This window comes from Methanocalculus chunghsingensis (assembly GCF_018132105.1).
In the GTDB taxonomy this organism is placed as follows: Archaea; Halobacteriota; Methanomicrobia; order Methanomicrobiales; family Methanocorpusculaceae; genus Methanocalculus; species Methanocalculus chunghsingensis.
The window spans coordinates 35293-58908 of sequence record NZ_JWHL01000007.1; the positions used below are offsets into that span (position 1 = coordinate 35293).

Annotated in this window: 24 protein-coding genes; 14 read left to right on the forward strand and 10 right to left on the reverse strand. The window is 54.1% G+C overall.

The window, feature by feature from the left end; all coding sequences use genetic code 11:
- Position 1: 1 nt before the first annotated feature.
- Both RJ53_RS05890 and RJ53_RS05895 read left to right on the forward strand, forming a co-directional pair.
- On the forward strand, positions 2-1492 hold the full coding sequence (locus RJ53_RS05890) for a proton-conducting transporter transmembrane domain-containing protein (RefSeq protein ID WP_211530691.1): 1491 nt from the start codon (positions 2-4) through the stop codon (positions 1490-1492).
- Positions 1489-3279, forward strand: a complete 1791-nt coding sequence (locus tag RJ53_RS05895; RefSeq protein ID WP_211530692.1) for a proton-conducting transporter transmembrane domain-containing protein — start codon at positions 1489-1491, stop codon at positions 3277-3279. The genes RJ53_RS05890 and RJ53_RS05895 overlap by 4 nt, the downstream gene beginning before the upstream one ends.
- A 6-nt stretch (positions 3280-3285) precedes the next feature.
- Here the strand turns inward: RJ53_RS05895 and RJ53_RS05900 are convergent, their stop codons facing one another.
- On the reverse strand, positions 3286-4440 hold the full coding sequence (locus tag RJ53_RS05900) for a TIGR04083 family peptide-modifying radical SAM enzyme (protein WP_211530693.1): 1155 nt from the start codon (positions 4438-4440) through the stop codon (positions 3286-3288).
- Here RJ53_RS05900 and RJ53_RS05905 point away from each other — a divergent pair.
- The 5 genes from RJ53_RS05905 (at position 4423) to RJ53_RS05925 (ending at position 8858) form a co-directional block, all read left to right on the forward strand.
- On the forward strand, positions 4423-4692 hold the full coding sequence (locus RJ53_RS05905; protein WP_211530694.1) for a hypothetical protein: 270 nt from the start codon (positions 4423-4425) through the stop codon (positions 4690-4692). The two genes, RJ53_RS05900 and RJ53_RS05905, sit on opposite strands and share 18 nt — an antisense overlap.
- A gap of 264 nt (positions 4693-4956) precedes the next feature.
- Positions 4957-6783, forward strand: a complete 1827-nt coding sequence (locus RJ53_RS05910) for a Na(+)/H(+) antiporter subunit D (protein WP_211530695.1) — start codon at positions 4957-4959, stop codon at positions 6781-6783.
- A gap of 43 nt (positions 6784-6826) precedes the next feature.
- Positions 6827-7243 (forward strand): hypothetical protein, encoded by a 417-nt coding sequence (locus tag RJ53_RS05915; RefSeq protein WP_211530696.1) that lies wholly within the window; start codon positions 6827-6829, stop codon positions 7241-7243.
- A 100-nt stretch (positions 7244-7343) separates the two neighbouring features.
- Positions 7344-7916, forward strand: coding sequence for a YIP1 family protein (locus RJ53_RS05920; RefSeq protein WP_211530697.1), 573 nt, complete (start codon positions 7344-7346; stop codon positions 7914-7916).
- A 48-nt stretch (positions 7917-7964) separates the two neighbouring features.
- A complete protein-coding gene (locus tag RJ53_RS05925; RefSeq protein WP_211530698.1) occupies positions 7965-8858 on the forward strand; it encodes a hypothetical protein in 894 nt (297 codons plus the stop codon).
- A gap of 7 nt (positions 8859-8865) precedes the next feature.
- Here RJ53_RS05925 and rbcL read toward each other — a convergent pair whose 3' ends face one another.
- From rbcL to RJ53_RS05955, 6 genes are all read right to left on the reverse strand, one after another.
- Positions 8866-10158 carry a type III ribulose-bisphosphate carboxylase gene (gene rbcL, locus RJ53_RS05930; RefSeq protein ID WP_211530699.1) on the reverse strand — a complete coding sequence of 431 codons (1293 nt, stop codon included), beginning with the start codon at positions 10156-10158 and terminating at the stop codon, positions 8866-8868.
- Positions 10159-10196: 38 nt separating this feature from the next.
- Complete coding sequence (locus RJ53_RS05935; protein ID WP_211530700.1) at positions 10197-10772, reverse strand: SOS response-associated peptidase; 576 nt, start codon at positions 10770-10772, stop codon at positions 10197-10199.
- A gap of 67 nt (positions 10773-10839) precedes the next feature.
- A complete protein-coding gene (locus tag RJ53_RS05940) occupies positions 10840-11487 on the reverse strand; it encodes a peroxiredoxin (protein ID WP_246496012.1) in 648 nt (215 codons plus the stop codon).
- A 26-nt stretch (positions 11488-11513) separates the two neighbouring features.
- Entirely contained in the window at positions 11514-11867 is a 354-nt protein-coding gene (locus RJ53_RS05945) for a carboxymuconolactone decarboxylase family protein (protein WP_211530702.1), read from the reverse strand.
- 8 nt (positions 11868-11875) lie between these two features.
- Positions 11876-12001 carry a desulfoferrodoxin FeS4 iron-binding domain-containing protein gene (locus RJ53_RS05950; protein ID WP_211530703.1) on the reverse strand — a complete coding sequence of 42 codons (126 nt, stop codon included), beginning with the start codon at positions 11999-12001 and terminating at the stop codon, positions 11876-11878.
- 67 nt (positions 12002-12068) lie between these two features.
- On the reverse strand, positions 12069-12311 hold the full coding sequence (locus RJ53_RS05955; RefSeq protein WP_211530704.1) for a zinc ribbon-containing protein: 243 nt from the start codon (positions 12309-12311) through the stop codon (positions 12069-12071).
- Between the two features lie 149 nt (positions 12312-12460).
- On the opposite strand from RJ53_RS05955, the gene RJ53_RS05960 reads away from it, so the two are divergent.
- Positions 12461-13084: a flavodoxin family protein gene (locus RJ53_RS05960; protein WP_211530705.1), complete on the forward strand. Its 624-nt coding sequence runs from the start codon at positions 12461-12463 to the stop codon at positions 13082-13084.
- Here RJ53_RS05960 and radC read toward each other — a convergent pair.
- Entirely contained in the window at positions 13058-13738 is a 681-nt protein-coding gene (radC, locus tag RJ53_RS05965) for a RadC family protein (RefSeq protein WP_211530706.1), read from the reverse strand. The two genes, RJ53_RS05960 and radC, sit on opposite strands and share 27 nt — an antisense overlap.
- 87 nt (positions 13739-13825) lie before the next feature.
- Here radC and RJ53_RS05970 point away from each other — a divergent pair, with 87 nt between their 5' ends.
- The 4 genes from RJ53_RS05970 (at position 13826) to RJ53_RS05985 (ending at position 17907) form a co-directional block, all read left to right on the forward strand.
- Entirely contained in the window at positions 13826-14326 is a 501-nt protein-coding gene (locus tag RJ53_RS05970) for a rubrerythrin family protein (protein ID WP_211530707.1), read from the forward strand.
- A gap of 72 nt (positions 14327-14398) precedes the next feature.
- Positions 14399-15430, forward strand: a complete 1032-nt coding sequence (locus RJ53_RS05975) for an AI-2E family transporter (RefSeq protein ID WP_211530708.1) — start codon at positions 14399-14401, stop codon at positions 15428-15430.
- A gap of 25 nt (positions 15431-15455) precedes the next feature.
- Entirely contained in the window at positions 15456-16619 is a 1164-nt protein-coding gene (locus tag RJ53_RS05980; RefSeq protein ID WP_211530709.1) for an FAD-dependent oxidoreductase, read from the forward strand.
- Positions 16620-16677: 58 nt separating this feature from the next.
- Positions 16678-17907 carry a GAF domain-containing protein gene (locus tag RJ53_RS05985; RefSeq protein ID WP_211530710.1) on the forward strand — a complete coding sequence of 410 codons (1230 nt, stop codon included), beginning with the start codon at positions 16678-16680 and terminating at the stop codon, positions 17905-17907.
- A 147-nt stretch (positions 17908-18054) separates the two neighbouring features.
- Here the strand turns inward: RJ53_RS05985 and tfrB are convergent, their stop codons facing one another.
- Positions 18055-19515, reverse strand: coding sequence for a fumarate reductase (CoM/CoB) subunit TfrB (gene tfrB, locus RJ53_RS05990; RefSeq protein ID WP_211530711.1), 1461 nt, complete (start codon positions 19513-19515; stop codon positions 18055-18057).
- Positions 19512-21140 carry a fumarate reductase (CoM/CoB) subunit TfrA gene (gene tfrA, locus RJ53_RS05995; protein WP_211530712.1) on the reverse strand — a complete coding sequence of 543 codons (1629 nt, stop codon included), beginning with the start codon at positions 21138-21140 and terminating at the stop codon, positions 19512-19514. The genes tfrB and tfrA overlap by 4 nt, the downstream gene beginning before the upstream one ends.
- A 74-nt stretch (positions 21141-21214) precedes the next feature.
- Between tfrA and RJ53_RS06000 the strand changes: the two genes are divergently transcribed.
- Together RJ53_RS06000 and purM are read left to right on the forward strand one after the other, a co-directional pair.
- Positions 21215-22603, forward strand: coding sequence for an aspartate kinase (locus tag RJ53_RS06000; protein WP_211530713.1), 1389 nt, complete (start codon positions 21215-21217; stop codon positions 22601-22603).
- Positions 22596-23591, forward strand: a complete 996-nt coding sequence (gene purM / locus RJ53_RS06005) for a phosphoribosylformylglycinamidine cyclo-ligase (RefSeq protein WP_211530714.1) — start codon at positions 22596-22598, stop codon at positions 23589-23591. The genes RJ53_RS06000 and purM overlap by 8 nt, the downstream gene beginning before the upstream one ends.
- Positions 23592-23616 lie beyond the last annotated feature (25 nt).

Sequence of the window (23616 nt, forward strand, 5' to 3'; positions counted from 1 at the left end):
GATGGGAGATATCCCCGGCATCCTTCCGGCAGTGACGATCGCAATTCCACTCCTTGCATCAGTTCTGATCCTGATCACCGGACGATATGAAAATCTCAGGGAGAGTGTCACGATCGTGGCAGCTGTCGCTATGCTCGGAACAGTCCTTGCGATGCTCCCATCAGTCCTCCAGGGGAACCGGATCACCCTTCTGATCATACCGATGGTTCCGGGCGGGGACTTCGCCCTGAAGGTCGATGCCTTCGGGATGGTCTTTGCCCTGACGGGAGCAGTCCTCTGGCTCTTAAATTCGTTGTATGCCATCGGCTATATGAGAGGGCTCAAGGAGCATGCACAGACGAGATTCTTCTTCTGCATGGCAGTTGCAATCGCTGCTGCGATAGGGATTGCATTCTCCGCCAACCTGCTGACCCTCTTCGTATTCTATGAGATCCTGACCATCATCACCTATCCGCTCGTCGTCCATATCGAGACACCCGAGGCGATGAGGGCAGGCAGAAAATATCTTGCATATCTCCTTGTCGGAGGGATATTCCTCCTTGCAGCCGTCATCCTGACGTACCTGCTCACCGGAACAACGGCCTTTGTTCCAGGCGGATTCCTCGAGGGTACCGGATCCCCGGTTGTCCTGCAGATCCTCTTCCTCCTCTTCATGGTCGGATTTGTAAAGGCAGCATGGATGCCACTCCATGCATGGCTCCCGGCGGCGATGATCGCCCCCACGCCGGTCTCGGCATTTCTTCATGCCGTCGCGGTCGTGACGGCGGGAGTCTTTGGTATCGTCAGAATCGCCGGCTGGGTCTATGGGATGGACCTCATGGCGGCACTCGGCCTTGGAACGCTCCTTGCTGTGATCGCATCCTTTACCATCATCGTCGCATCCCTCTTCGCCCTCACTGAGGATAACCTCAAGCGGAGGCTTGCCTACTCGACGGTGAGCCAGCTCTCCTACATCCTCCTTGGCGTATCGATGCTCTCCATCGCCGGGATGACCGGAGCGATGGCGCATATCCCAATCCATGCATTCCTCAAGATCACCCTCTTCTTTGTCGCGGGTGCGATCATCGTATCCGCCGGAAAAGAATCGATATCGGATATGAAGGGGCTCTTCCAGAAGATGCCGGTGACAGTGCTGATGTTTTCTGCAGCCGGTATTGGGATCTGCGGTCTCCCTCCGCTCGCCGGAATCATCAGCAAGATCTACCTGGCAATCGGGGCGGTGGAAGGCGGGGTGCCGATTCTGCTTATCGTTATCATCGTCAGTGCCGTCTTAAACGCTTCCTATTTCTTTCCGATTATCTACACGATGATCGTGGAGAAGCCGGAGAAAGAAGATGCCCTCCATGATGTATCAGAACCCCCACTGACGATGCTCGTTCCAATAATCCTCACCGCAACGATATCCCTGCTTATCTTCTTCTTCCCGACGATGCCGTTCCTCGATCTCATCGGGATCGCCGTCGCTGAGATCACCGGAGGAATGATACCATGATCGAGATACCCCCTGCCTTCATCTATCTTGGAGGACTCCTTATCATCCCAATCCTGAAAGGGAGATTAGGAAATCTCTGGGCTCTTATCATCGGATCTCTCGGTCTTCTGGCTGCCGTTCTGATCCCGGAAACCTCGGGAGGGATCACCCTCCAGGTCCTGCCAGGAATAGAGACGATCATCCTGACCATGGACCCGTTCCGTCATCTTGCCGGGATCATCTTCTCCCTGGCAGGGCTGATGGCGATCGTCTATGCCACATACCGGGATCTGAGGAAGGTGCAGATGATAGGGATCCTTGCGTCCATTGCTGCTGCAACAGGGATCGTCTACGCCGGCGACTTCATCACCGTCTTCATCTTCTGGGAACTCCTTGCCCTTGCCTCGCTCTGCATCATCTGGGCTTCAGATGATATACGCTCCGGGGGTGCCGGGTACCGCTACCTCCTCTTCCATATCCTCGGCGGGGCATGCCTCCTCGGCGGCATTGTCCATACCATTATTACCACCGGGACGGCTGCCATCGGTCCGGTCGGAGACGGGGCAGGACTCATCCTGATGCTGATCGGTATCGGGGTCAATGCCGCCGCCATCCCGGTTCATACCTGGCTTCCTGATGCATATCCGGTGGCGTCGGTCGAGGGGTCCGTCGCTCTCTGCATCTTTACGACAAAAGCTGCAGTCTTCCTCCTCGCAATGATCGGGGGATGGGGGGTTGTGGTTGCATACCTCGGAGCTGCGATGGCACTCTATGGTGCCATCTTTGCACTTCTCCAGGACGATATCCGGCGTCTCCTCTCATATTCGGTCATCAGCCAGGGCGGCTATATGATTGCAGCCATCGGAGCAGGAACGGCTGCGGGCCTGGATGCAGGTATCGCCCATATGGCAGGTGATATCGTCTTCAAATCACTCCTCTTCATGGTAGCGGGAGCAGTCATCTACAGGACAGGACGGGGACGCCTCTCTGAGCTTGGCGGGCTGGCAAAGGCGATGCCGGTGACCGCACTCTTTGCCATCATTGGAGGGCTTGGCCTCGCAGGTCTGCCTGGATTCTCAGGAGGAGCGACAAAAGGAATGGTGCTGGAGGCCGCTTCAGCAGTCCCGTTCCTCACCCCGATCCTCCTTATATCGGCCGTGATAACAACCATCTACGTCTTCAGATTCCTTTATTTCATCTTCTTCCGGGTAGCACCCGGGGAATGCTCATCCGGTGATGCACCCCTGCCGATGCTTGTTGCAATGGGGGGTGCGGCTCTCATCACCGTCGCAATCGGAGCCTTCCCGAACCTCCTGACAGATCTCCTCCCCGGCGGAACGGTGGCCCACCCGTTTGCTGTTTCACACCTGATTGAGTCAGGCGGCATCCTTATCACAGCCCTCATCCTCATCCTCCTTCTTCGGCCACTCCGGAGACCGGGTGAGGGGTGGGAGACAGACATTGATCGCCTTTATATCGCAGTGGGAAGGGGGATAACCTGGATTTCGGCTGAACCGCTCTCTCATGGGGCCGAAGGGATCAGCAGGAGAACCGGCTCACTCATTACGGTGGTACAAAGGGCATCTGCCAATCCACCTGTTGCATGCCATATAGCATGGAAGACCTCTGTCCTCCCATTTGTCAGGGTATTTTCCGATCCTCCAGCGATACAGAGATATGAAGATTCTCTAAGGGAATTACGGAGGAGCTATCCGGATGAGCAGACGCCCATCCAGGGCGGCGGGTATGGTATCATTCTCATCGCCATCGTCGCCTTCCTCTACTTCCTCTTCGATCTCATCAGATGAAAAAAATCAATTGGAGATGATCTTCTGAACCAGGGAGAGGATGCCTGGTTTCACTTTTTTCTTTCGGAAACGGGAACTCCGACCTGAGATCGGGTTCTCCTCGTACATCTCCCTGTTGAGCCGGTCATTGATCTCATCAAAGATTCGTGCATATGCCGGACAATGGGGATCTACCCCTTCAATTCTCCCGCTGGTCCGTGCAATTGCATTATAAGGGCATCCTCCCCGGCAGTAGGTGATATGGGCGCAGTCACCACACGCCGTATCGACATAGGATCGATACTCCTCCATCAGCTTCCATCCCTTCGATTCGGCAAGCTCTTCCATGGTCGGATTATCGCTGACGTATCCCATCAGAAAGTCCGGCATCCCGACAAACCGATAGCATGGATAGATGCCGCCATCAGGCCCGATTGCATAGGTGCTCCCCATACAATCGACATAGGTGCAGACGGTACCATGCCGGGTGAAGACGCATCGGACGAGATCATTGATATTCATGATCTCCGACCGGTCAAGGTTCTCAAGGTACCTGTCAAGGAGATAGACGAGGAGCTCCCCGTACTCTTCCGGAGGAAGAGCCCATTCCTCAGGGCTGTCATCCCGGAGTGACGGAAGGGCCGGATGGAGCTTCATCGGGAATCCCTTTTCCATAAAGTAGTCAAAGATCTCTTCCCTGTGCTGTACAGACCTGTTTGTGAAGGTACAGATAAAACGGACCGAGAGACCATGGGAGCGGGCGATCTCATACCCTCTCATCGTCTTCTCATAGTATCCAGTCCCACGCTGCGGATCATTCACCTCCCTGGGGCCATCGATACTGGATCCGATCGGAACATGATATGGAACCAGCGCTTCAGCCATCTCATCGGTCATCTTCCAGAGATTGGACTGGAGGGCAAATTCAGGGGTCAGATGGGCAAGCCCCTCCGAGAGGAGGGGGAGTGCCTGACGGTAAAACTCCGGGCCGGCAAGAAGCGGCTCCCCCCCATGGAATGTGATGGTGACGGGATCGTCACGGTACTCCTTTAACCAGGCAACCGTATCTTGAATGGTCTGGATGCTCATGATAGGGGAATCCTCTTCCGAACTCCAGCAGTATGCACAGTCTGAACAGCAGCCAAGCGTCGGGATGATCATGATATGGAAGGGATTCTTCATGGTACAACAGATCTTCCATACATATCCTTAATTCTATTCTTCTGCGCCACAGGGAACAACGTCCCGGCAAGCCTCCGGTCAGATATAAGAGGAGAAGAGTTCTTCCACAAAACTATGGTTCTCAAAGAGAGCCGGTGCATTAAGACGAGCGGAGAAGTGAGGGCTGATGAAAAAACAAATGCTCCATCTCTTCAGACATTTTTGCTCACGGGAACATCGGAATTTGTCGTAGCATCTTCGTTATTTTGCTAATAACGCTTATATTCTCAGAGAGATATGTAGTAGTATGATTATCATACTGGTAGATTATAACGCCGGAAGAGACGTATATCTATCATCATATCATCCTCTCTTTTCTGATAGATAGTGCCGGGTGCCTCAGGGTGGCACCAGGCACGAGTTCATACTACCACTCCCTCAATTTCAGGGGAGAGAAAGACGTTCATGAGAGACACGATCGATAGCAATGAATATGACAAACAGTAGACGTAGGACGGTGAGCGGCCTGCATCAGCGATGGCGAACACCTCCCATCAGGACGAGACCGGATTCATGATAGCCTTCCCGCCATTCCTTATCTATATCATCGGGGCACTGATCCTCCCCCTCCTGCCTGCCAGGGTCAGGCATGAGTGGATGCTCTTCCTCTCCATCATCGGACTTGCTGGCATCTCACTCCTTGACCAGGAGGTGAATGGCTGGATACTCCCGTTCATCCCGGGAACTGAACTCATCCTCCTCTCCGTCGATCACCTCTCCCAGGTCGTCGGCTACATCTTTGCCGGAATCAGTGTGCTTGCTATCATCTACGCAAGTTATGAAGAGCGTATCGGCCACCAGGTGGCAATTCTCTTTCAGATAGGTGCCGGCATTGGTATTGTCTTTGCCGGGGACTTTATCACCCTCTTCATCTTCTGGGAGCTGCTGGCACTCTCGTCGCTTGCCCTCATCTGGTATGGGGGATCTGATGCACGCGGACCAGGGTACCGGTATGCACTGATGCATATCCTCGGTGGCGTCTTCCTCCTTGCAGCAATCTCAATGCAGTATGCAGAGACGGGATCCCTCCTCGTCGGCCTTGCCGCACCAGGCCTTACAACGATCCTCTTCATCATTGGAGTAGGGTTTAACGCAGGAATGATCCCGATCCATGCATGGCTGCCTGACTCCTACCCGAAGGCAACCATCACCGGATCGGTCTTCCTCTGCGTCTTCACGACAAAAGGGGCAATATACCTCATGGCAAGGACACTCCCGGGATCCGAGGTGATGATGTATCTGGGGGGGATCATGGTCGTCTTTGGACTGGTCCTTGCGATCCTTCAGGATGATATGCGGAAACTCCTCTCCTATCACATCATCAGCCAGGTCGGATATATGGTTGCCGCAATGGGGATCGGCACCACCCTCGCGGTGAACGGCGGGATCGCACATCTCTTCAACCATATTCTCTATAAGGCTCTCCTCTTCATGGTCGTTGGCGCCATCATCTACCAGACAGGAAAACATCGCCTCTCCGATCTTGGAGGGCTGGGAAGACAGATGCCGATCACATTTGCGGCATGCCTCATCGCGTCTGCAGCCATCTCCGGAGTCCCGGGACTCAACGGATACATCAGCAAGGAGATGATCGTTGCAGCTGCTGCAGAGAGCGGGCTTTTTACACTTGAAATCCTCCTCTTAATCGGATCCGTCGGTACCTTCCTCTCTTTCATCAAGCTCAATTACTATGCCTTCATCAAAGAAAAGCCGGGAGTTGTAACCACAGATCCCCCCACCCCGATGCTTATTGCGATGGTGATGACCGGGGCTGCCTGCCTCATCTATGGCGTCTATCCCTGGATCCTCTTCTCGATCCTCCCCTATCCGGTGACCCATGATGTCTTCGCCCGGGTTCACATCATCGAGATGTTCATCATCTTTACAGCGGTTCTGCTGAACCTCTGGGTGGTCAGGAGCATGATCAAAAAGCCGACGTATATTCCCCCGGATATGATGGATCTTTATCGGGCAGGGGGCCAGCGGATCATCAGGTTTTCATCAGTGACACTCCCGGCAGTCTCCCAGGGTATCGGCAATGTGATAGAACAACTTGGATCAGGCATTTCCTGGTACCTGAAGAATCCGGTGATGGCAGGTGAGATACTGGCCCGGACGGTGATAATCCATACTGCCGGAGGCATCATGGGTGCATCGACGCAGGAGAGCCAGAAGAGAGTTCTCACAGAGCTTACGATATCCTATCCCGATTCAGAAAATGCCGGAAACCACGCCTCCGGGTATGGCATCTTCATCATCGGGATCGTCCTCTTCGCCTACTTCCTCATGGTCTTCATCATCTGAGGCCGGAAGTATCCTTTATTTCATTCAGACGCATGATAGAGGTATGGACAATTCCTGCCAGACCGATGATCCACGGCGTACCCTCCTCAGGGTAAACGGCACGACCATTGAAGAGAAATGTGCAGAGCTGGGCATTATCCCCGGAGGGAGAAACTCATTGGGGATGCTCAAAGAGATCACTGAGAGATATGGGGTCGATATCTATCTCTTCCTGGATGAGCGGATTGCCCGGCATTCGACGATGAAGGACGACCTGGAGGACTTCAGGGCAGTCCCCCCACAGGCACGGCCTTACCTTGAGATATCGGACTTCTTCAGAATGATACAGGAGCAGCAGCTTGGAATCCCTGACCCGGAGAGTCTTTCTGCGGAGATCATCGCCGTCGGGGAGATAGAATGTGTCTCCTGCGGTGGAGCGATCCATAAACCCTACATACGGTCATACCTCTCCCCGCCATGAAGGTCACTGCGATGGATAGTGCAGCCTGTTTGTGATCGTACCACCTTGACTTTCCTTTTATGAGGGAGCCTTTTTATAGCATTATTCCAATTCTTCTGATATGTCACTTCCCTTTATCGAGACGATGAAAGGTATGATCACCGACCCTGGAGAGACGATCAGAAGAAGCAGATCAGCCTCCCTTGGGGATGCGATCATCTATTATCTGATCCTTATCCTGATATTCTCCGTCCTCTCAACAGCGATCACATGGCTCCTTGGAGATGCCCATCCGATGCCGCTCTCTCCTGCCGGGGATATCGCCCTTGCCGCAACCTATCTTGTAGGTATTATCATCGGAGGAACCATCGCCCTTCTCATCATCGGTGCCATCCTGCATATCTGCATTAAGATCCTTGGCGGATCCGGCGACTATACCGACACTGTCCGTGCATTCTCGCTCGCCGAGACACCTGCGGCGGTAATCGCCTGGATACCCATCATTGGCCTCTTTGCCGGAATCTGGGCATTCGTCCTGATGGTGATGGGCGTCAGTGCATATCATCAGCTATCGACGGTGCGGGCTGTCATCGCGATACTCCTCCCGTTCATTCTGCTCTTCATCCTCGCAGCACTTGCTTTTATGTACTTCATGGTCGATCCCGCATCCGTGACGGTAACTGAAGTATTCTGACCACCACTTTTTTTGACATGACTTCCCCACAGATGAGGGAAGAGATCGATGCAGCGTATTGAGAAACTCCTTGGCCCCCTTCATGAGGGTGTCTGGGAGGTGGTCATCCCAAAAGATGAGGTCGAAAGGCTCCCGGATTCCCAATGGGTCAGATCCAGGATTAATATACCGACACCAGGTACCATCGCCAGTTATCGCAACGGCCAGTATCATCTGCACGAGACGGCAACTGAGTATCGGGTTCACCTCGACAGATATGATCCAAAGAAGCATCCCTTCCTGCATCTGATCGATGATGCACCCCTTGTCCTGATGATCGTCGATACCGTCGCGGCTCTTGCAACAGATTCGAGAAATGCACTCAGAAACACCGGATCGATCCTTGAAGAGCAGAAGAAAGCATGGAGGCTGATGATTCTGACAGGGCTCTTCCTGATCCTCCTTGGCGGATGGATGGCATCTGAGCCCTCCACCACATTCGATTCGATAACCCGGCTTATGGTTCCGATCATCCTCATCGGGATATCCATCCCGTTTTTACGATCAGGAATCGACATTCATCCATTCAGAATTCAGTCTGCAGGGAGGCTTATTCTCGGGACCGGTATCGCGTTTATCGGCTTTTCAGCATTCTACGAAGAGCCGGAATGGACAGCCGGAGTTCTCCTCCTCGTCGTCACCGCCTGGACATTTGCAAGTGCATGGATCTCTTTTAGGCATTCATTCCGGAACAGAAAAGAACGTTTCCAAGAGGAGATACCCAGGTTTCTTGTCGGCACCCTCTCCCTTCTGGTTGCAGGTACAGCCCTCTTTGCACCTGATACAGTAATTATCGTCCTTATCTTCATCCTCGCCGGAATCTCCATCCTCTTCGGCTGCTATCTCATCCTTGAAGGCATTGCGTTCTGGAGAAGGATGAAGAAACCACGCTTAAAAATCTGAAGGGGGATCAGATCGGCTTATATGATCCCCACTTCTCAAGTGCCCGCCCAAGCTCTCGCGCCTTCGTTGCCTTCTCCTCAAGGGTGATGCCGTCCTGCCAGGCCTCAATCGCCTGCATCGCTGCTGCGGCACCAGCCCGCGTGCCATCAGGATGCCCATGGATTCCGCCGGAGACGAGGAGGACGAGATCTTCACCATATATATCAAGAACATCAGGAACGAGACCTGGATGAAGCCCGCCTGATGAAACCGGGAAGGCGCTTTTGATCCCATGCCAGTCCTGATCAAGGGACATATGCCCCACACCGGTAACCTTCTTCTCCCTGAGAATATCTGCAAGGATCTTCGCCTCATCCGCCGTTCCAACGAGTTTTCCAACCGCCGTCCCCGTATGAATCTGGGATACACCGATGAGACGCATGATTTTTGCAAGGAACTGCATCGAGATGCCATGCCTCGGATCCCGATCGAAGGCGGCATGCATCGCCCTGTGTGCATGGATCGCAAGCCCGAGGTCAGAACAGTAGTCACGGAGTGTCATCACCGAGGCAGTCCCTGCAACGACGACATCGATCATTGCATAGTTCCATCCGTTCTCAACAAGGAAGTCCGCACGCGACTTCATCGTCTCGGTATCAGCGGTGATATTGATGAATGCCGACTTCTCCTCTCCCGTCTCCCGCTCAGCCTTCTCCCGCATATCAGCAAGGGCAACAACCCGGTCTTCAAACCGGTTGAAAGTGGTTGAGGTGAGGTTTTCATCATCCTTGACACAGTCGAACCCACCGATCCAGGTCTCATATCCGATCTCGGCATGTTCGGCAGCTGAAAAGCCGATCTTCGGCTTTGGGACGGCACCTGTCATCGGCCGACCATGGATCCCCATCATATCCCTGATCCCCTCCATCCCAAAGTGAGGGCCTTTGAAATGGCGGAGATACCCCTCCGGGAGGGTCGCATCAATGAGGCGGAGATGATCAACCGCCTTCATCCCGAAGATGTTGCCGGCGATGCCGCTTAAGAGCTGGACGAGATTTCCCTCTTCCCAGAGACCGGCCGGGTATGCGATTGTAAGGTAATGATCATCAATATCAAACGCTGTCGCCTGGAGATCCCGCATGCGGGGCGGGAGAGAGTGAAGGGTGGTCCAGGTTCCGGTTGAGCTCTCTGAGGCGATCCGCCCTGCCGCCTCCTTCTCACTGATTCCCTCTGCTGGATCAAATGAGAAGAGACAGATGATATCGTCTCTGGCGGGTGTGTAGGTGAGATCGACAAACTCATTGTACCAGTCGATTGCCATACCTTCTCCTTGGCGCACCCTGTTGATAAATACGTCTGCTACCACCAGTCATGCAGATCAGGGGGGCTGATGAGGGAGGGATCATCCGGAGCATCCGGATGGTTGATCGCCATCCCGACCCTGATGATCTGAAGGCTGGTATCAGCAGGACGGAGGTCTCCACCTGCGAGGTATGCAACCCCCCCTTCCTCCGAAAGGAGGAGGGGCATCCGGTCATGGACGGTCGATACCGGAGGGAGAGCCGGGCAGGTGATGATCAGAAAGGCATCCCCGGTGGTGAGCCCGGCTGCATACAGAAGAGGCGTATCGGGAGATGAGATGTACCAGGGCTCTCTCCGTGATCCAACAGATTTCCATTCATAAAACCCACTCATGGGAACGAGGCAGCGACTCCTCCGCTTGGAAGCGCTCTCAAAAAGACGTTCAAACCGTCCATTGATCTGTCTCGCCCCATCCCGCCTGCGAAGACCAAAGACGGCCTCCTGTATCGTCAGATCAACTGTCACCACCGGGAGGTGCTGGCCGGGTGCACAATTATACCGTGGAAACAGTACAGGACCACCGAACCGTTCGGCAAGAAGACGGGTGCCGATGATCGTATAGCGGGAGCACATCCCTCTCTTTCACCCTACCCAATACCAGATCCTGAACAATCGATATCCGCACCGCTCATGAAAAAAATTAGATGGTTTTAAAGCAGAGATACCAGTCTTTACACTCGTATCCTTCTGTATCCCGGATCTCAGACTGTTCAACGGTCTTTGGCGGGGGAACCACAACCTTGTCTCCAGGCTGCCAGTTTGCCGGCGTTGCAACACTGTGCGTATCGCTCGTCTGGAATGCCTTTAGGAGGCGGATAAGCTCGGGGATATTCCTCCCGTTTGAGAGCGGGTAATAAAGAATGCACCTGATGATCATCGAGGGGTCGATGAAGAAGACGGCGCGGACCGCAGCAGTGCTGCTCTGGTTTGGATGAATCATGCCAAAGAGTGATGCGACATGCATATCCAGATCTGCAATCACCGGGAAGGGAATCTTCACCCCCATCTTCTCCTTGATGTTTCGCACCCATGCAAGGTGAGAGTGGATGCTGTCAATCGAGAGGCCGACAAGCTGGGCATTGAGTGCCTGGAACTCATCATCCGCTGCAGCAAGCGCCATGAATTCGGTCGTGCAGACGGGGGTGAAATCAGCGGGATGGGAGAAGAGGACGACCCACTTCTTATCCTTGTAATCGGATAATTTCATGACACCATGAGTAGTTACCGCCTCAAAGTCGGGAGCTTCCTCTCCGATCCGCGGCATCGCCGGGGGGCATTCACAGTACATATCCATATCCTCGCACATCAGTCAAATCACTCCTTCATGATCTCATCCATGGCGCTCTTACCATAGACATAAGCAGGCATGCCGGAGAGCATAAAAGTCACACGAAGACCTTCCTCGATCTCCTCTTTTGTGACACCCAGATTCTTTGCACCGGCAAGCTGGGCACGAACAGCATGTTCATCCCGGAGTGCGGCAGCGATGGCGATGGCAAGCACCTTCTTGGTCTTTCGATCAAGTGCTCCGTCAGCCCAGATATGCTGGTCAAATTTCATGACCATCTCAAACATCTCCGGCTCCTTATCCATCAGTCCACGGAAGAAGACCGGGACTTTCCCGATCTTCTCCTCAAGGGACTGAAGATTCTTCGCCTTCTGATCCATAGTACCGTTCACTCCCTCAGTGCCATTGGCTGGCCGCAGCAGATCAGTTCTCCACCGCCAACCTCTTTCACTTCGACGACGTTTTCACAGATCTCGCAGACGAAGATCTGCCCTTCTTCAGATACATTGACCATTTTTAACACCTCATTCGATTATTCTCCTGCCTGACGGTGCATTGCTGCACAAACTGTTTGAGATGCTTCAGATGTTTGATCCACCGCGTTTTGGGGGTTTGTTAACATCCTCGGCAGTCTTGATATCAGGCCTGATATGGGTCATCGGGAAGCACTGGTACTCAGCACACTCGCAGGTCGGACATTTTCTGAGATCTTCCTCGACTTTGCTCAGAACCATCTCAGAACCACAGTCAATGCAGACATACTTGCCCGGGTTTGCCTTCGTTCCAGCCTTTACAATTTCACAACGTTCTTCTGGATTTCCCATTGGTTTTTCACCAGAACGTGGATAGAACCTAAGAATATATAATTTTATTCTATGAGGATTTGTATATACGATGAAGTATTCAATCAATATGACCCTTAATCCGTTAATCAGCTGAAAGACTTATCTTCGTAGACGTAGAGAAAAGGTGCATGGGATGTCATCTTGTTGCGCTCCTTGGTAGCCCCCGTAAGGAGGGAAATACTGCAAGGCTTCTCAAAGAAGCTGTCCGGGGAGCAGAAGAAGCCGGCTGTACGGTTGAGGTAATCCATGTCCCCGAACTTCAGATCAGGCCCTGTATGGAGATCTTTGCCTGCAAAACCAAAGCCGAATGCGCAATTAAAGACGAAATGGGGACGTACTACACGAAGATACGGGATGCAGACGGGCTGATCGTCGCCACCCCGGTCATGACGATGGGGGTCCCGGGTGCGCTGAAGTCCTTCCTTGATCGGTTCCAGGTCTTCTACATGGCCAAGTACGAGAGGGGTGAGCCCCTTGTAACATCGGAAGAGCGAAAGATCCGCAAAATGCTCCTCCTCTCGATTGCAGGGATGAATATACCAAATCTCTTCGCCGGGCTTCTCCAGACGATGCATGCCTTTGGTGAGATCACCGACTGCCCGCTCTGGGAGAAGGTTCTCCTGCCTGATATGGACAATGTCAGGGATATCACAACCCGGCCTGATATCCTGAAAGAAGCATATGAGAAGGGATATGCCCTTGGTGAGGAGATTCAAAAAGCAACATCAGAAGTAGCCCTCTCCATGGAGTGAACAGAACCCCTTCTCAGAGACGATGATGTGATCGATGAGGCGGATCCCAAGGACCTCCCCGGCCTCGGCGAGCTTCTTTGTGACCGCAATATCATCACTGCTTGGTGTCAGACTCCCGGAGGGATGGTTATGCATCAGGATGATCGAGGCGGCACGATCAGTGATCGCATCCGCATAGACCTCCCTCGGATGGATCTGGCTCTGGTTTAGTATCCCTTTCGTGATGACCCTGCTCCGAATCAGCTCATGGGCTCCATTGAGGGTGATACAGATGACATGCTCCTGCCTCTCACGCCTGATAGACTCTGCATAGGGAAGGGCATCCTCCGGTTGTGTAATCCTCGGCCGGAATGTTGTATCCAGAAATCGTCGTGTCAGCTCGATTGAAGCAAGTATCTGGCAGGCCTTCGCCTCTCCGACACCCGGAATCTTCAGAAGATCCTCACACGAGACTGCATCCTGTTTCTCGCGGAGACAGGCGCTGATCTTCCCTGAGAGGGTGGTGACGTCATGGCCCCGAATCCCTCTGCCGATGATCGCAGCCACCAGTTCATCATCAGAGAGGGCAGAAGGGCCCCGTGACAGTATCCTCTCTCTGGGGCGATCGATCGCCGGGGTCTCCCGGATATGACGTATTTCCGTCCGGATCTTCATTGTATCTTTATTTCTTGCCTGCTCCGTTTAAGGATGTCGTTCGCCACCACCAAAACATTTTTCCAGTTCCAGGGCAATTGAAGATGTATGGCAACAGAACAGGATATTATGGAGGCATTTGCTGGCGAATCGCAGGCAAACAGGAAGTACGCAATCTTTGCCGAGAAAGCTAAGGAAGACGGCTATGCAAATGTTGCCCGCCTCTTCCGTGCAGCCTCCCAGGCCGAGGAGATCCATGCCCGCCGCCTCCTGAGGGTTGCTGGTTTGATCAAATCAACAGCTGATAACCTGAGTGGAGGGATCGAAGGGGAGACGCATGAATTTACGACGATGTACCCGGAGTTCATCAAGCGTGCCGGTGAAGAGGGAAGAAAGGATGCCGAAATCACCTTCACCCATGCGATGAAAGCTGAGGAGGTTCATGCAGGACTGTATAAGGATGCCCTCGAAGCGGTCACAAAGGGTGACGATCTCGTCGTCAAGGATGTCAGACTCTGCCCGGTCTGTGGAAATATTGCTCTTGGAGACGTACCTGAGAAGTGCCCGATCTGTGGAGTCCCCGGGGCGGGCTTCCTCACTGTTGAATAAATCCTTCTTTTTTTCCCTCAGGTTCAGGAGAACGAGCAAACCTTCATGTAATTTTATGAGGAAAGTATACCTGTGAGATACCAGTGGGAGTCTGTTGACCGTCTTTCGTTAGGAATCGTAGGGCTGATTGCGTTAATCACCTTTATTGCATTTTTTCCCCTGATGCGGGTCATTGTCCTCGCCCTCTCACTGGCGATCGTCCTGATTCCGTACCAGGAGCGGCTCGCGAGGCGGATCTCCCCTGCCCTCTCTGCAATTCTTATAACAGTCGGAGTCGTCTTTACCCTGCTTGTGACGGTTATTCTCACCGGAACAGTATTGTATCAGAATATGGAGTACCTCATATCCATCATATCAAGCATGATCGAAGGCTTTAAGGGAGCTTTTGAGTCAGATCTCTTCCTCTCCATTCCGGATCTCGGATTTGAAGAGATGACAAATACACTCCTCACAACCATACGGGATACAATTTTTTCCTATCTCATGTCAGTTCCAGGCATTGGTGTGGAGCTGATCCTCTTCATCGGCTCTCTCTATCTCTTCGTATGTAAAGGGCAGAAGATCGGTGATGATATCAGTAAAGGCCTGTATGGACGCTCCCGCAACAATATCACCATCATCTGGAAGAGAGTGAGCGACACCCTCTACTCGATATATATCGTTCATTTCTCAATAGCAGTCATAACCTTCTTCCTTGCCCTCCCCTTCTTCTGGCTCCTCGGATATGACCATATTATCTTTTATTCGGTTCTCTGTGCACTATTTGCCCTGGTGCCATTCCTCGGTCCGTTCGTCATCCTTGCATTCCTGGCACTCTATGCCCTCTCCATGGGAGATATCCGGGCACTCCTCCTCATCCTCTTCATCGGCTATCCGGTGCTCAGTATCGCAACCGACCTCTATCTCAGGCCGGTACTGATGGGCAAGCGGGTGGAGATCAATCCGGTCGTCATCTTCATCGGGTTCTTCGGGGGTATGGCTGTGATGGGGATCATCGGATTCATTCTCGGTCCACTCCTTCTTTCCCTGATAATCGGAGGATATCAGATCGTCATCAATGAGCTCCATGCTGCAACAAGCCAATCCGAGGCTCCCAAAGCATAATATAATCTCATATCCATTCAGAGATATGAGCGATATAACCGTCTATTCCACCGAGCGTTGCCCGTACTGTGCGATGGTGAAGGCGTATCTCAATAAGAAGGATATCTCCTATACCGTCATTGATGTCGGGAAGCCGGAGAATATTGAGGATGCAAAGGAGATGATCAGGATCTCCGGCCAGCGGGGAGTCCCCGTAACCGTCATTGACGGGGAGGTGATCATCGGCTTTGACACTGCACGGTTCAATGAGATCTTCGGGATTGAAGAGTCGGGCGGAGCATATGATCTGATCATCATCGGTGCAGGGCCGGCGGGATTAACTGCGGCGGTCTATGCAGCCCGGAAGCTCCTCTCAACCCTCGTCATCTCGGAGAATATCGGTGGCCAGTCGAACGAGAGCTGGGCGATTGAGAACTATATGGGGTACCTGATGATCACCGGATCGGATCTGATGGCAAAGTTTGAAGAGCAGGTCCATACCCAGAATGTCAATCTTGAACTTGATCGTGTTTCACGCATTGAAACAATGGATGACGGGAGGTTTCATATCAAAACCGCGTCTGATCAGGCCTTTACCGCCCGGAGTGTCATCATCGCATCCGGGAAGCATCCCCGGATGCTTGGAGTCGAAGGAGAAGAGAAATTCCTTGGAAAAGGGCTCTCGATATGTTCGACATGTGACGGGCCCCTGTACCGGAATAAGACGGTTGTGATCGTCGGCGGCGGCAACTCTGCCGTCCAGACCACCATCGAGATGGCAAAGATTGCCAGGGACGTCCATCTCATCGTCAGGAGCAGTATTCGCGCCGATGAGGTCTTTGAACGCCAGCTTGATGATCTGAAGAATCTCAGTATCCATACCGGTTATGACGTCGCCAGAATCGGCGGTGACAAATTCGTCCGCTCAATTGTGATTAAAAACAGGGAGAGTGGGGAGGAGAAGACGCTCCCTGCAGACGGAGTCTTCATTGAGATCGGTCTTATTCCAAATACCGGGTTTTTAAATGGATTCCTTGAGATGAATGATCAGGGTGAGATCATCGTCGATCCAAACTGTCATACAAATGTTCCCGGGATCTTTGCTGCAGGAGATGTAACCGCTATCAAAGGAAAACAGATCATCATTGCCGCAGGGGAAGGAGCAAAAGCGGCTCTCGAAGCCCATGACTACCTGATGGCAACGGAGTAGGTCCGCCCAGATTACAAAGCGAATACTATATCCATACAGTTCTATATACAACACGATTATGGCAGGAGACGGAGATATCCCGAGAGGAGACGCAATAGCCTACGATAGTGTACACCTCAATGGGCAGGGTCAGATCCTCCGGACCGGGGCACTCCTCACCCGTCTCCTCGATATGCCGGAGAATGAACTGCAGGGGAGAGTCCTGTCAGAGTTTATGATCCCTGATGATCGGGATCGCTGCCGGTATGCCATTAATATGGCTTTTCTCGGAATGCCGGGGAGGATCGGCTGTACTATCAAGAACGCGGAAGGAAGACGGCATCATCTGCGATACCTCTTTCAGCAGGTTGCCGGAGGGGTCGAAGGGGAGCTCCTCGTTGTTGATGGCAATTCGATGGCAAATCCTGACAGGATCAGCCAGCGATATAACGCACTCATCCATGCCCTTCCCGGATACATCTTCGTCCTCGATGCAAAAGGAAGGTTCTGCGAGATGCATCCCCCCGAATCCGGAGAGCTGGTCTTCCCCCCGGAGTTTGCCCTCCGCAAACATATCCGTGATCTCTTTCCACCACAGATCGCTGAAGCAACGATGGCGGCGATCGGCGCAGCACGCCGGGGAGAGAATGCAGAATTCTCATACACCCTGAAGATTCACGGCGAGGAGAGGTACTTTGAAGCGCACGGGGCTGCATCAGGAGAGGATGAAGTCGTCTTCATCATCATCGACCGAACCTCTGAACGCCAGCTTGAGGAACATCTCCGCCACCATCTCAGGGCAGAGAGGATCCTGACGACGATAACCGATCGGATTATGGGATCCGGATCATTCTCACCGGTTGCCGATGACGTCCTCTCCCTCATCGGAACCATGATGGAAGCGAAGCGTGTCAGCCTCGTCCTCATCACAGATGATGGGAGGATGCGCCGCCTCCATGACTGGGAATCACCCGGTATCCCTCCGCTTCCGACAACTGAGAATAACCTTCTGCTCGCCACCTTCCCCTGGTGGAAGAGCCAGATCTCCTCCGGACGGATTGTGACGATCCCGGATATCCATCTCCTCCCAGAGAATGCATCGGGTGAACGGGCGCATCTTGAGAAGGTGGGGGCACGATCGCTCATCGCCTTCCCGATCAGGTCACCCGCCGGCATCAGCGGATTTATTGAAGTTCATAATCCGGCAGATCCATCGTTATGGATGATGGAAGAGAGCAGGCTGCTCAGGATTGCCGGGGAGATCATCGGGTATACACTCTTATGGGAAGAGAAGATCCATACAGTGTAGAATGAGATCAGGCCTTTCTCCTCTCTCAACCGGAGAAATCTCCTGACGTTTCCTCACCACAATCCAGAATAGTACACTCCAAAGTATCGTACGCATGAGTACGTACCCTGATCGGCATCGGGAGATCCCAGTGCCTGAGAGCCGGGATCAATCCCCGCCCTTCGCCTGATCCTTCTTCTTATACCCCTCAAGCATCAGCGATGCGAGATTCTTCACCGGCTTATCGGTCTGCTCCTGGATATGGAACTCACAGAACGGACAGATGGTGACGACGATATCGGCTCCTGTCGCGGCTATCGCCTCCCCCCTGAGCTTTCCGAGAGCTGCCGCCTCCTCAGGCTGGCCGGAACGGACACCGCCACCGGCACCGCAGCACTGGGCGGGCATCGGGATATAACGTTCCACCACCTGCTCAAGAATTTTTCGTGGGGGATCAGCGATCCCCTGTCCCCTGAGGAGATGACAGGGGTCATGATAGGTCGCTGTGATCGGAAGCTTCGCCGGGAGTTCATAGCCTGCCTTCAACAGGATCTCGGTGATATCCATCACGGTAAACGGGGTATCATAATCCTTCTTCAGGGTCGCACCGCATCCGGCACAGATCGTCATGACGGTATCAATCCCGCGTGAGGTGAATGCCTCGATATTCTTCCTCTTTAGTTCTGAGACGATTGCAGTCTGTCCCGTCCTGATGAGGGGGGAGCCGCAGCAGACCTGCTCATGCGGGATGACGACTCGGATACCGTTACGCTTCATCACTTCCATCGCATCGAGCGCCGGCTTTGTGACCCTGCCGTTGAACATGCAGCCCACAAAGAAACCGATCGTCATCTTCACTGGACCGTCCGGTTCAATCACCTCAGGAACCTGCTCGAGGAAGGTTGCGGCGGATCGCTCCACACTCCTCCCGGTCCGCTCGATCAGCTCTGCAACCGCACGATGGCGGGGGAGGGTGAGTCCGGCCCGGTTTGCCCGCTCCCGGAGTTTCTCGATGGCCTTTCCCGGGATCTCAATCTCTTTTGGACAGACCTCGACACAACGGTGGCAGGTCGTGCATGCAAAGAGGCCCTTTTCAATCGCCTCCGTGATCCGATCCTGTGTATCCCGGGGATCCAGGGCACACCGCATCTCCTGACGCATAGCGGTCGGTCCTGCAAAGTCGGTGACCTTCAGTGCCGGGCAGACTGAGACACAGCTGAGACATTCGATACATTCACGGAGCGGCTTGATCAGCTCGACCTCTTCACGCGAAAGACCAGCTGCCACCTCTGAGGGGAGGATGGTCGCCAGCCGTTGTAGAACCGGGGCGATATCGGTGACGAGATCCCGGATCACCGGTAGTTCAAGGGGTTCGATGATCATACCATCGGCCGCCTCCTCCATGCAGGCGAGGACCGGGCTGCCGTTCATCCGGACGGCGCATGAGCCGCACTGCCCTGCCCGGCAGCATGACCGGATCGCAAGTGAGGGGTCATGGTCACGCCGGACCACCTCTAGTGCATCGAGAACACGGGCACCATCATTGACGCTGACCGTATAACTCTCACGATGTGGTGCGGATTCCTTCGCTGGATCGAACCTCTGGATTGTAAACGTCATCTCTTTCATGGGAACCTCCGGAGAACCTCAATTCCCCGACTTGACGGGGAGATGAAGGTATGGCCGTACGGGGAGGCAGATACCTCCCAGCGGACTGCACAATCTCTCCTGACATGCGCACCCCTCGACTCCTCCCGCAGCAGTGCACCGTCCAGGATCATCCCGGCAACAAGCATCATGTTTCCTGCCGTCCAGGCATCCAGGATCTCCGGACCGGACGCGGCAAAGAGGGGTGTGGAGAGGAGATCAAGGACCACCTCACGGGTTGTTGTCAGGGAGGCGGCATCCCGGTAGATCCCGGCACCATCCCACATCACCCGCTTCAGCCTCGCCACCGCCTCTGAGGGGCGAAGACTCCCCTCTGCGTACGCCGCAATCCGCCCTTCGACAGCTTCGATCTGATCAGGATCAATCCGTCGGCTCTCCTTCTCTGATCGGCCTGCCGCCTCTCCGGCACGCCGCCCGAAGACCTGCGTCTCGGCAAGGGCATTGCCTCCAAGCCGATTGGCTCCATGCACCCCACCGGCAACCTCACCGCATGCGAAGAGGCCCGGGAGGGTCGTCCGGCAATCAGGTCTGATCCGGAGGCCACCCATCATATGGTGGGCGGTTGGTGCAACCTCCATCGGCCTGGTCCGGATATCAACCCCGAACTTAAGGAACTGCTCAAGCATGAGGGGGAGGCGCTCTTCAATCTGTTCTGCCGGAAGGTGTGTCACATCGAGCCAGACACCCCCCCGTTCAGTCCCCCTGCCTTCGAGGACTTCGGTTGCGATGGATCGGGCAACGACATCCCGTGTCGAGAGTTCCATCCTTTCGGGATCATAGCGTGCCATGAACCGCTCTCCAAGGGCATTTTTCAGGATGCCCCCTTCTCCCCTCACCGCCTCGGTGATGAGCCGGCCGCGTGCATCATAGGGATGGACCGCACCTGTCGGATGAAACTGGACCATCTCCATATCGATCAGCTCAGCACCGGCACGATAACCGAGTGCATATCCGTCCCCGGTCCCGGCGGTCGAGTTTGTGGAGATGTCGTATATCTGTCCGGCACCACCGGTTGCCAGAATAACCGCATCGGCTGCAATGGCACCGATCTCGCCATCCCTCGTGGATGTGATCGCTCCGGATACATGATCGCCATCCTTTGCAAGCTCAAGGGCAGCGACCTCATTTCGTATGACGACATCGGATGAACGGAGTCGTTCGAGGAGGGTCATCACAATCTCATGGCCGGTCCGATCACCTGCATAACAGGTTCTCGGGTACCGCTGGCCACCAAACGGGCGCTGAGCAATTGTGCAGGTGGTATCTGCATCAAAGACAGCACCGAAGCGGAGGAGGTCATTGATACGATCCGGCGCTTCATTGACAAGAACCTCAGCCAATACCGGGTCATTGAGATACGCCCCGCCTTTGAGGGTATCTTCAAGATGGCCGCTGAGGGTATCATCGGTCCGGAGGACCGCGTTATATCCTCCTTCTGCCATCACCGTGCAGCCACCCTTCCCGGCAATCGTCTTGCCTATCAGGATCGTCTCCCCATACTGCGCCGCCTCAAGGGCTGCCCTGATCCCTGCACCGCCACTCCCGATGACGAGAACGTGGCATTCCTCTTTCTCTATCGCACCCATCGTATTATAACGATCTGCCGTGCAATAACATAAAATACATCGTGGAGTATGGTGAGCCAGGAATGAGGCTTGTAATGAAATTTGGCGGCACATCGGTAGGGGATGAGACCTGTATCGCCCGCGTGGTAGATATCCTTGCAGCACATCGTCAGAACGGTGATGAACTTGCCGTCGTCGTATCGGCGATGACCGGCGTAACCGATCAGCTCGTTGCGACGGCACAGGAGGTCGTCTCCGCTTCAGAACACCCCCCTATTGATGCGCTGATTCGTGCGCTTCGATCCCGGCATATGAAGACGCTCGAATCGGTTGCACCCGGCTCCCTTGAGGAGGTCGGAGAGTACATCGAGGACCGGCTCGAGAAGATGAAACATATCCTCACCGCTGTGCACACCCTCAGAGAACTGACCCCGAGATCTAAGGATTATATCCTCTCCTTTGGGGAACGCCTCTCGGCATCGATCGTCTCTGCCGCACTCAGAGAGGCTGGCATCCCATCCACCGTCCTTGACGGGTGTGAGGCAGGGATCGTCACAAACTCATGCCACGGAGGGGCAGTCGCCCTTCCTGAGAGTTATAACCGGATTGCAGGGAGGGTTGGACCTCTCCTCTCAGAATGTGTCCCTGTCATCATGGGGTACATGGGCTGTAGTCAGGAGGGGTATGTAACCACCCTTGGAAGGAGTGGATCCGACTACACCGGCTCGATCATCGGTGCAGGGATCAATGCCGACGAGATCTGGATCTGGACCGATGTTGATGGCGTCCTGACGACAGATCCACGAATGATCAAAGAGGCACGCGTGATCCCGAGGATCTCGTACCTTGAGATGATGGAGCTTTCGTACTTTGGTGCAAAAGTTCTCCACCCAAAGTCGGTCGAACCTGCAATGGCGAAGGGTATCATGGTGCGTGTGAAGAATACCTTCAATCCATCCTCCCCCGGAACAGCCATTGTCAGGACGGCAACACAGGAGAAACGGATCGTCAAGGCGATCTCGATCATCAGGAATGTCGCACTCCTGACAATCGGGGGGGCCCAGATGGCGGGCCGCCCCGGTGTGGCAAAAGCGATCTTCTCGGCACTTGCCGACCATGAGGTAAATGTGATGCTCATCTCGCAGGGTTCATCAGAAGCAAACATCACCCTCGTCATTGACGAGGATCATCTGATACCGGCAATCGAATCGCTCAATGAGATCAAGAACAGGGGATATGTCCGCGAGATAAATGCCGATAAGGATATCGTGGTAATCGCCGTTGTTGGTGCAGGTATGGCAGGGGCACCCGGTACCAGCGGCCGAATTTTCTCGGCACTCGGCAGATCCGGGGTGAATGTAATGATGATCACACAGGGATCATCCGAGGTGAATATTTCATTTGTTGTCAGGGAAGCGGATGGGCCACGGGCGGTCCAGGTGCTGCATGACGAGTATCGCCTCTCGGAGGTCTCTGATGAATAACGCAACGTATCGTGAAGCCGGGGTCGATATCGATCTTGAGGCAGACGCGGTCAAAGCATTGATCGGGTCACTGACATACCGCCGTACCGGAGAGTTCGGAATGGTCGGGGATCTTGGCCATTTTGCAGGACTCATCGATTTTGGACCCTATGTCCTTGCGATGGCAACCGATGGTGTCGGAACAAAGATGCTTGTTGCTGACGCCCTTAAGGACTGGACGACGGTCGGGATCGACTGTATCGCGATGAATGTCAATGATCTCTATGTGATGAACCTTGAGCCGGTGGCATTCGTCGATTATATCGCAACCGACTCCCTTGAGCCGGAAAAGATGAAATCTCTCGGCCAGGGGCTTAACGAGGGGGCAAGGCAGGCGAATATGAACATCGTCGGCGGCGAGACGGCCACCCTCAAAGGGCTTGTCAACGGGCTTGATCTTGCAGGCACATGCCTTGGAGTCCGGAAACGCGAGAAGGTGATCACGGGTTCCACCGTTGCCCCCGGTGATATCATTGTCGGGATACCCTCAAGCGGGGTGCATTCAAACGGTCTCACCCTCGCCCGGACGATTGCCCTGGCACATGGGGGATACGAGACTCTCCTCCCGGACGGGAGGACCGTTGGTGAAGCCCTCCTCACCCCGACCAGGATCTATGCAGAGGTACTCTCCATCTGTGATGCCTGCGAGGTGCATGGGATGTGCCATGTCACCGGCGGAGGACTCCTGAATTTCCTGAGGATCGGTCCATATGGATTTTCTTTTGATGATCCGATGCCTGTTCCAGAGATTTTATCCTGGCTTGCCGAGAAGGGGAATGTTCATGAGGATGAGATGTACAGAACCTTCAATATGGGGATGGGCTATGCCTTCATCGTCCCAGAGTCCAGTGTATCCATCATCATGGAGAGGATCCCGGGTGCCCGGGTCGTCGGCCGGGTTCTCCCTGAGAAAGGTATCTGGCTGAAGGGGAGAGAGATCCGGACATAATTCCTCCCTGAAATCCCTTTTATAG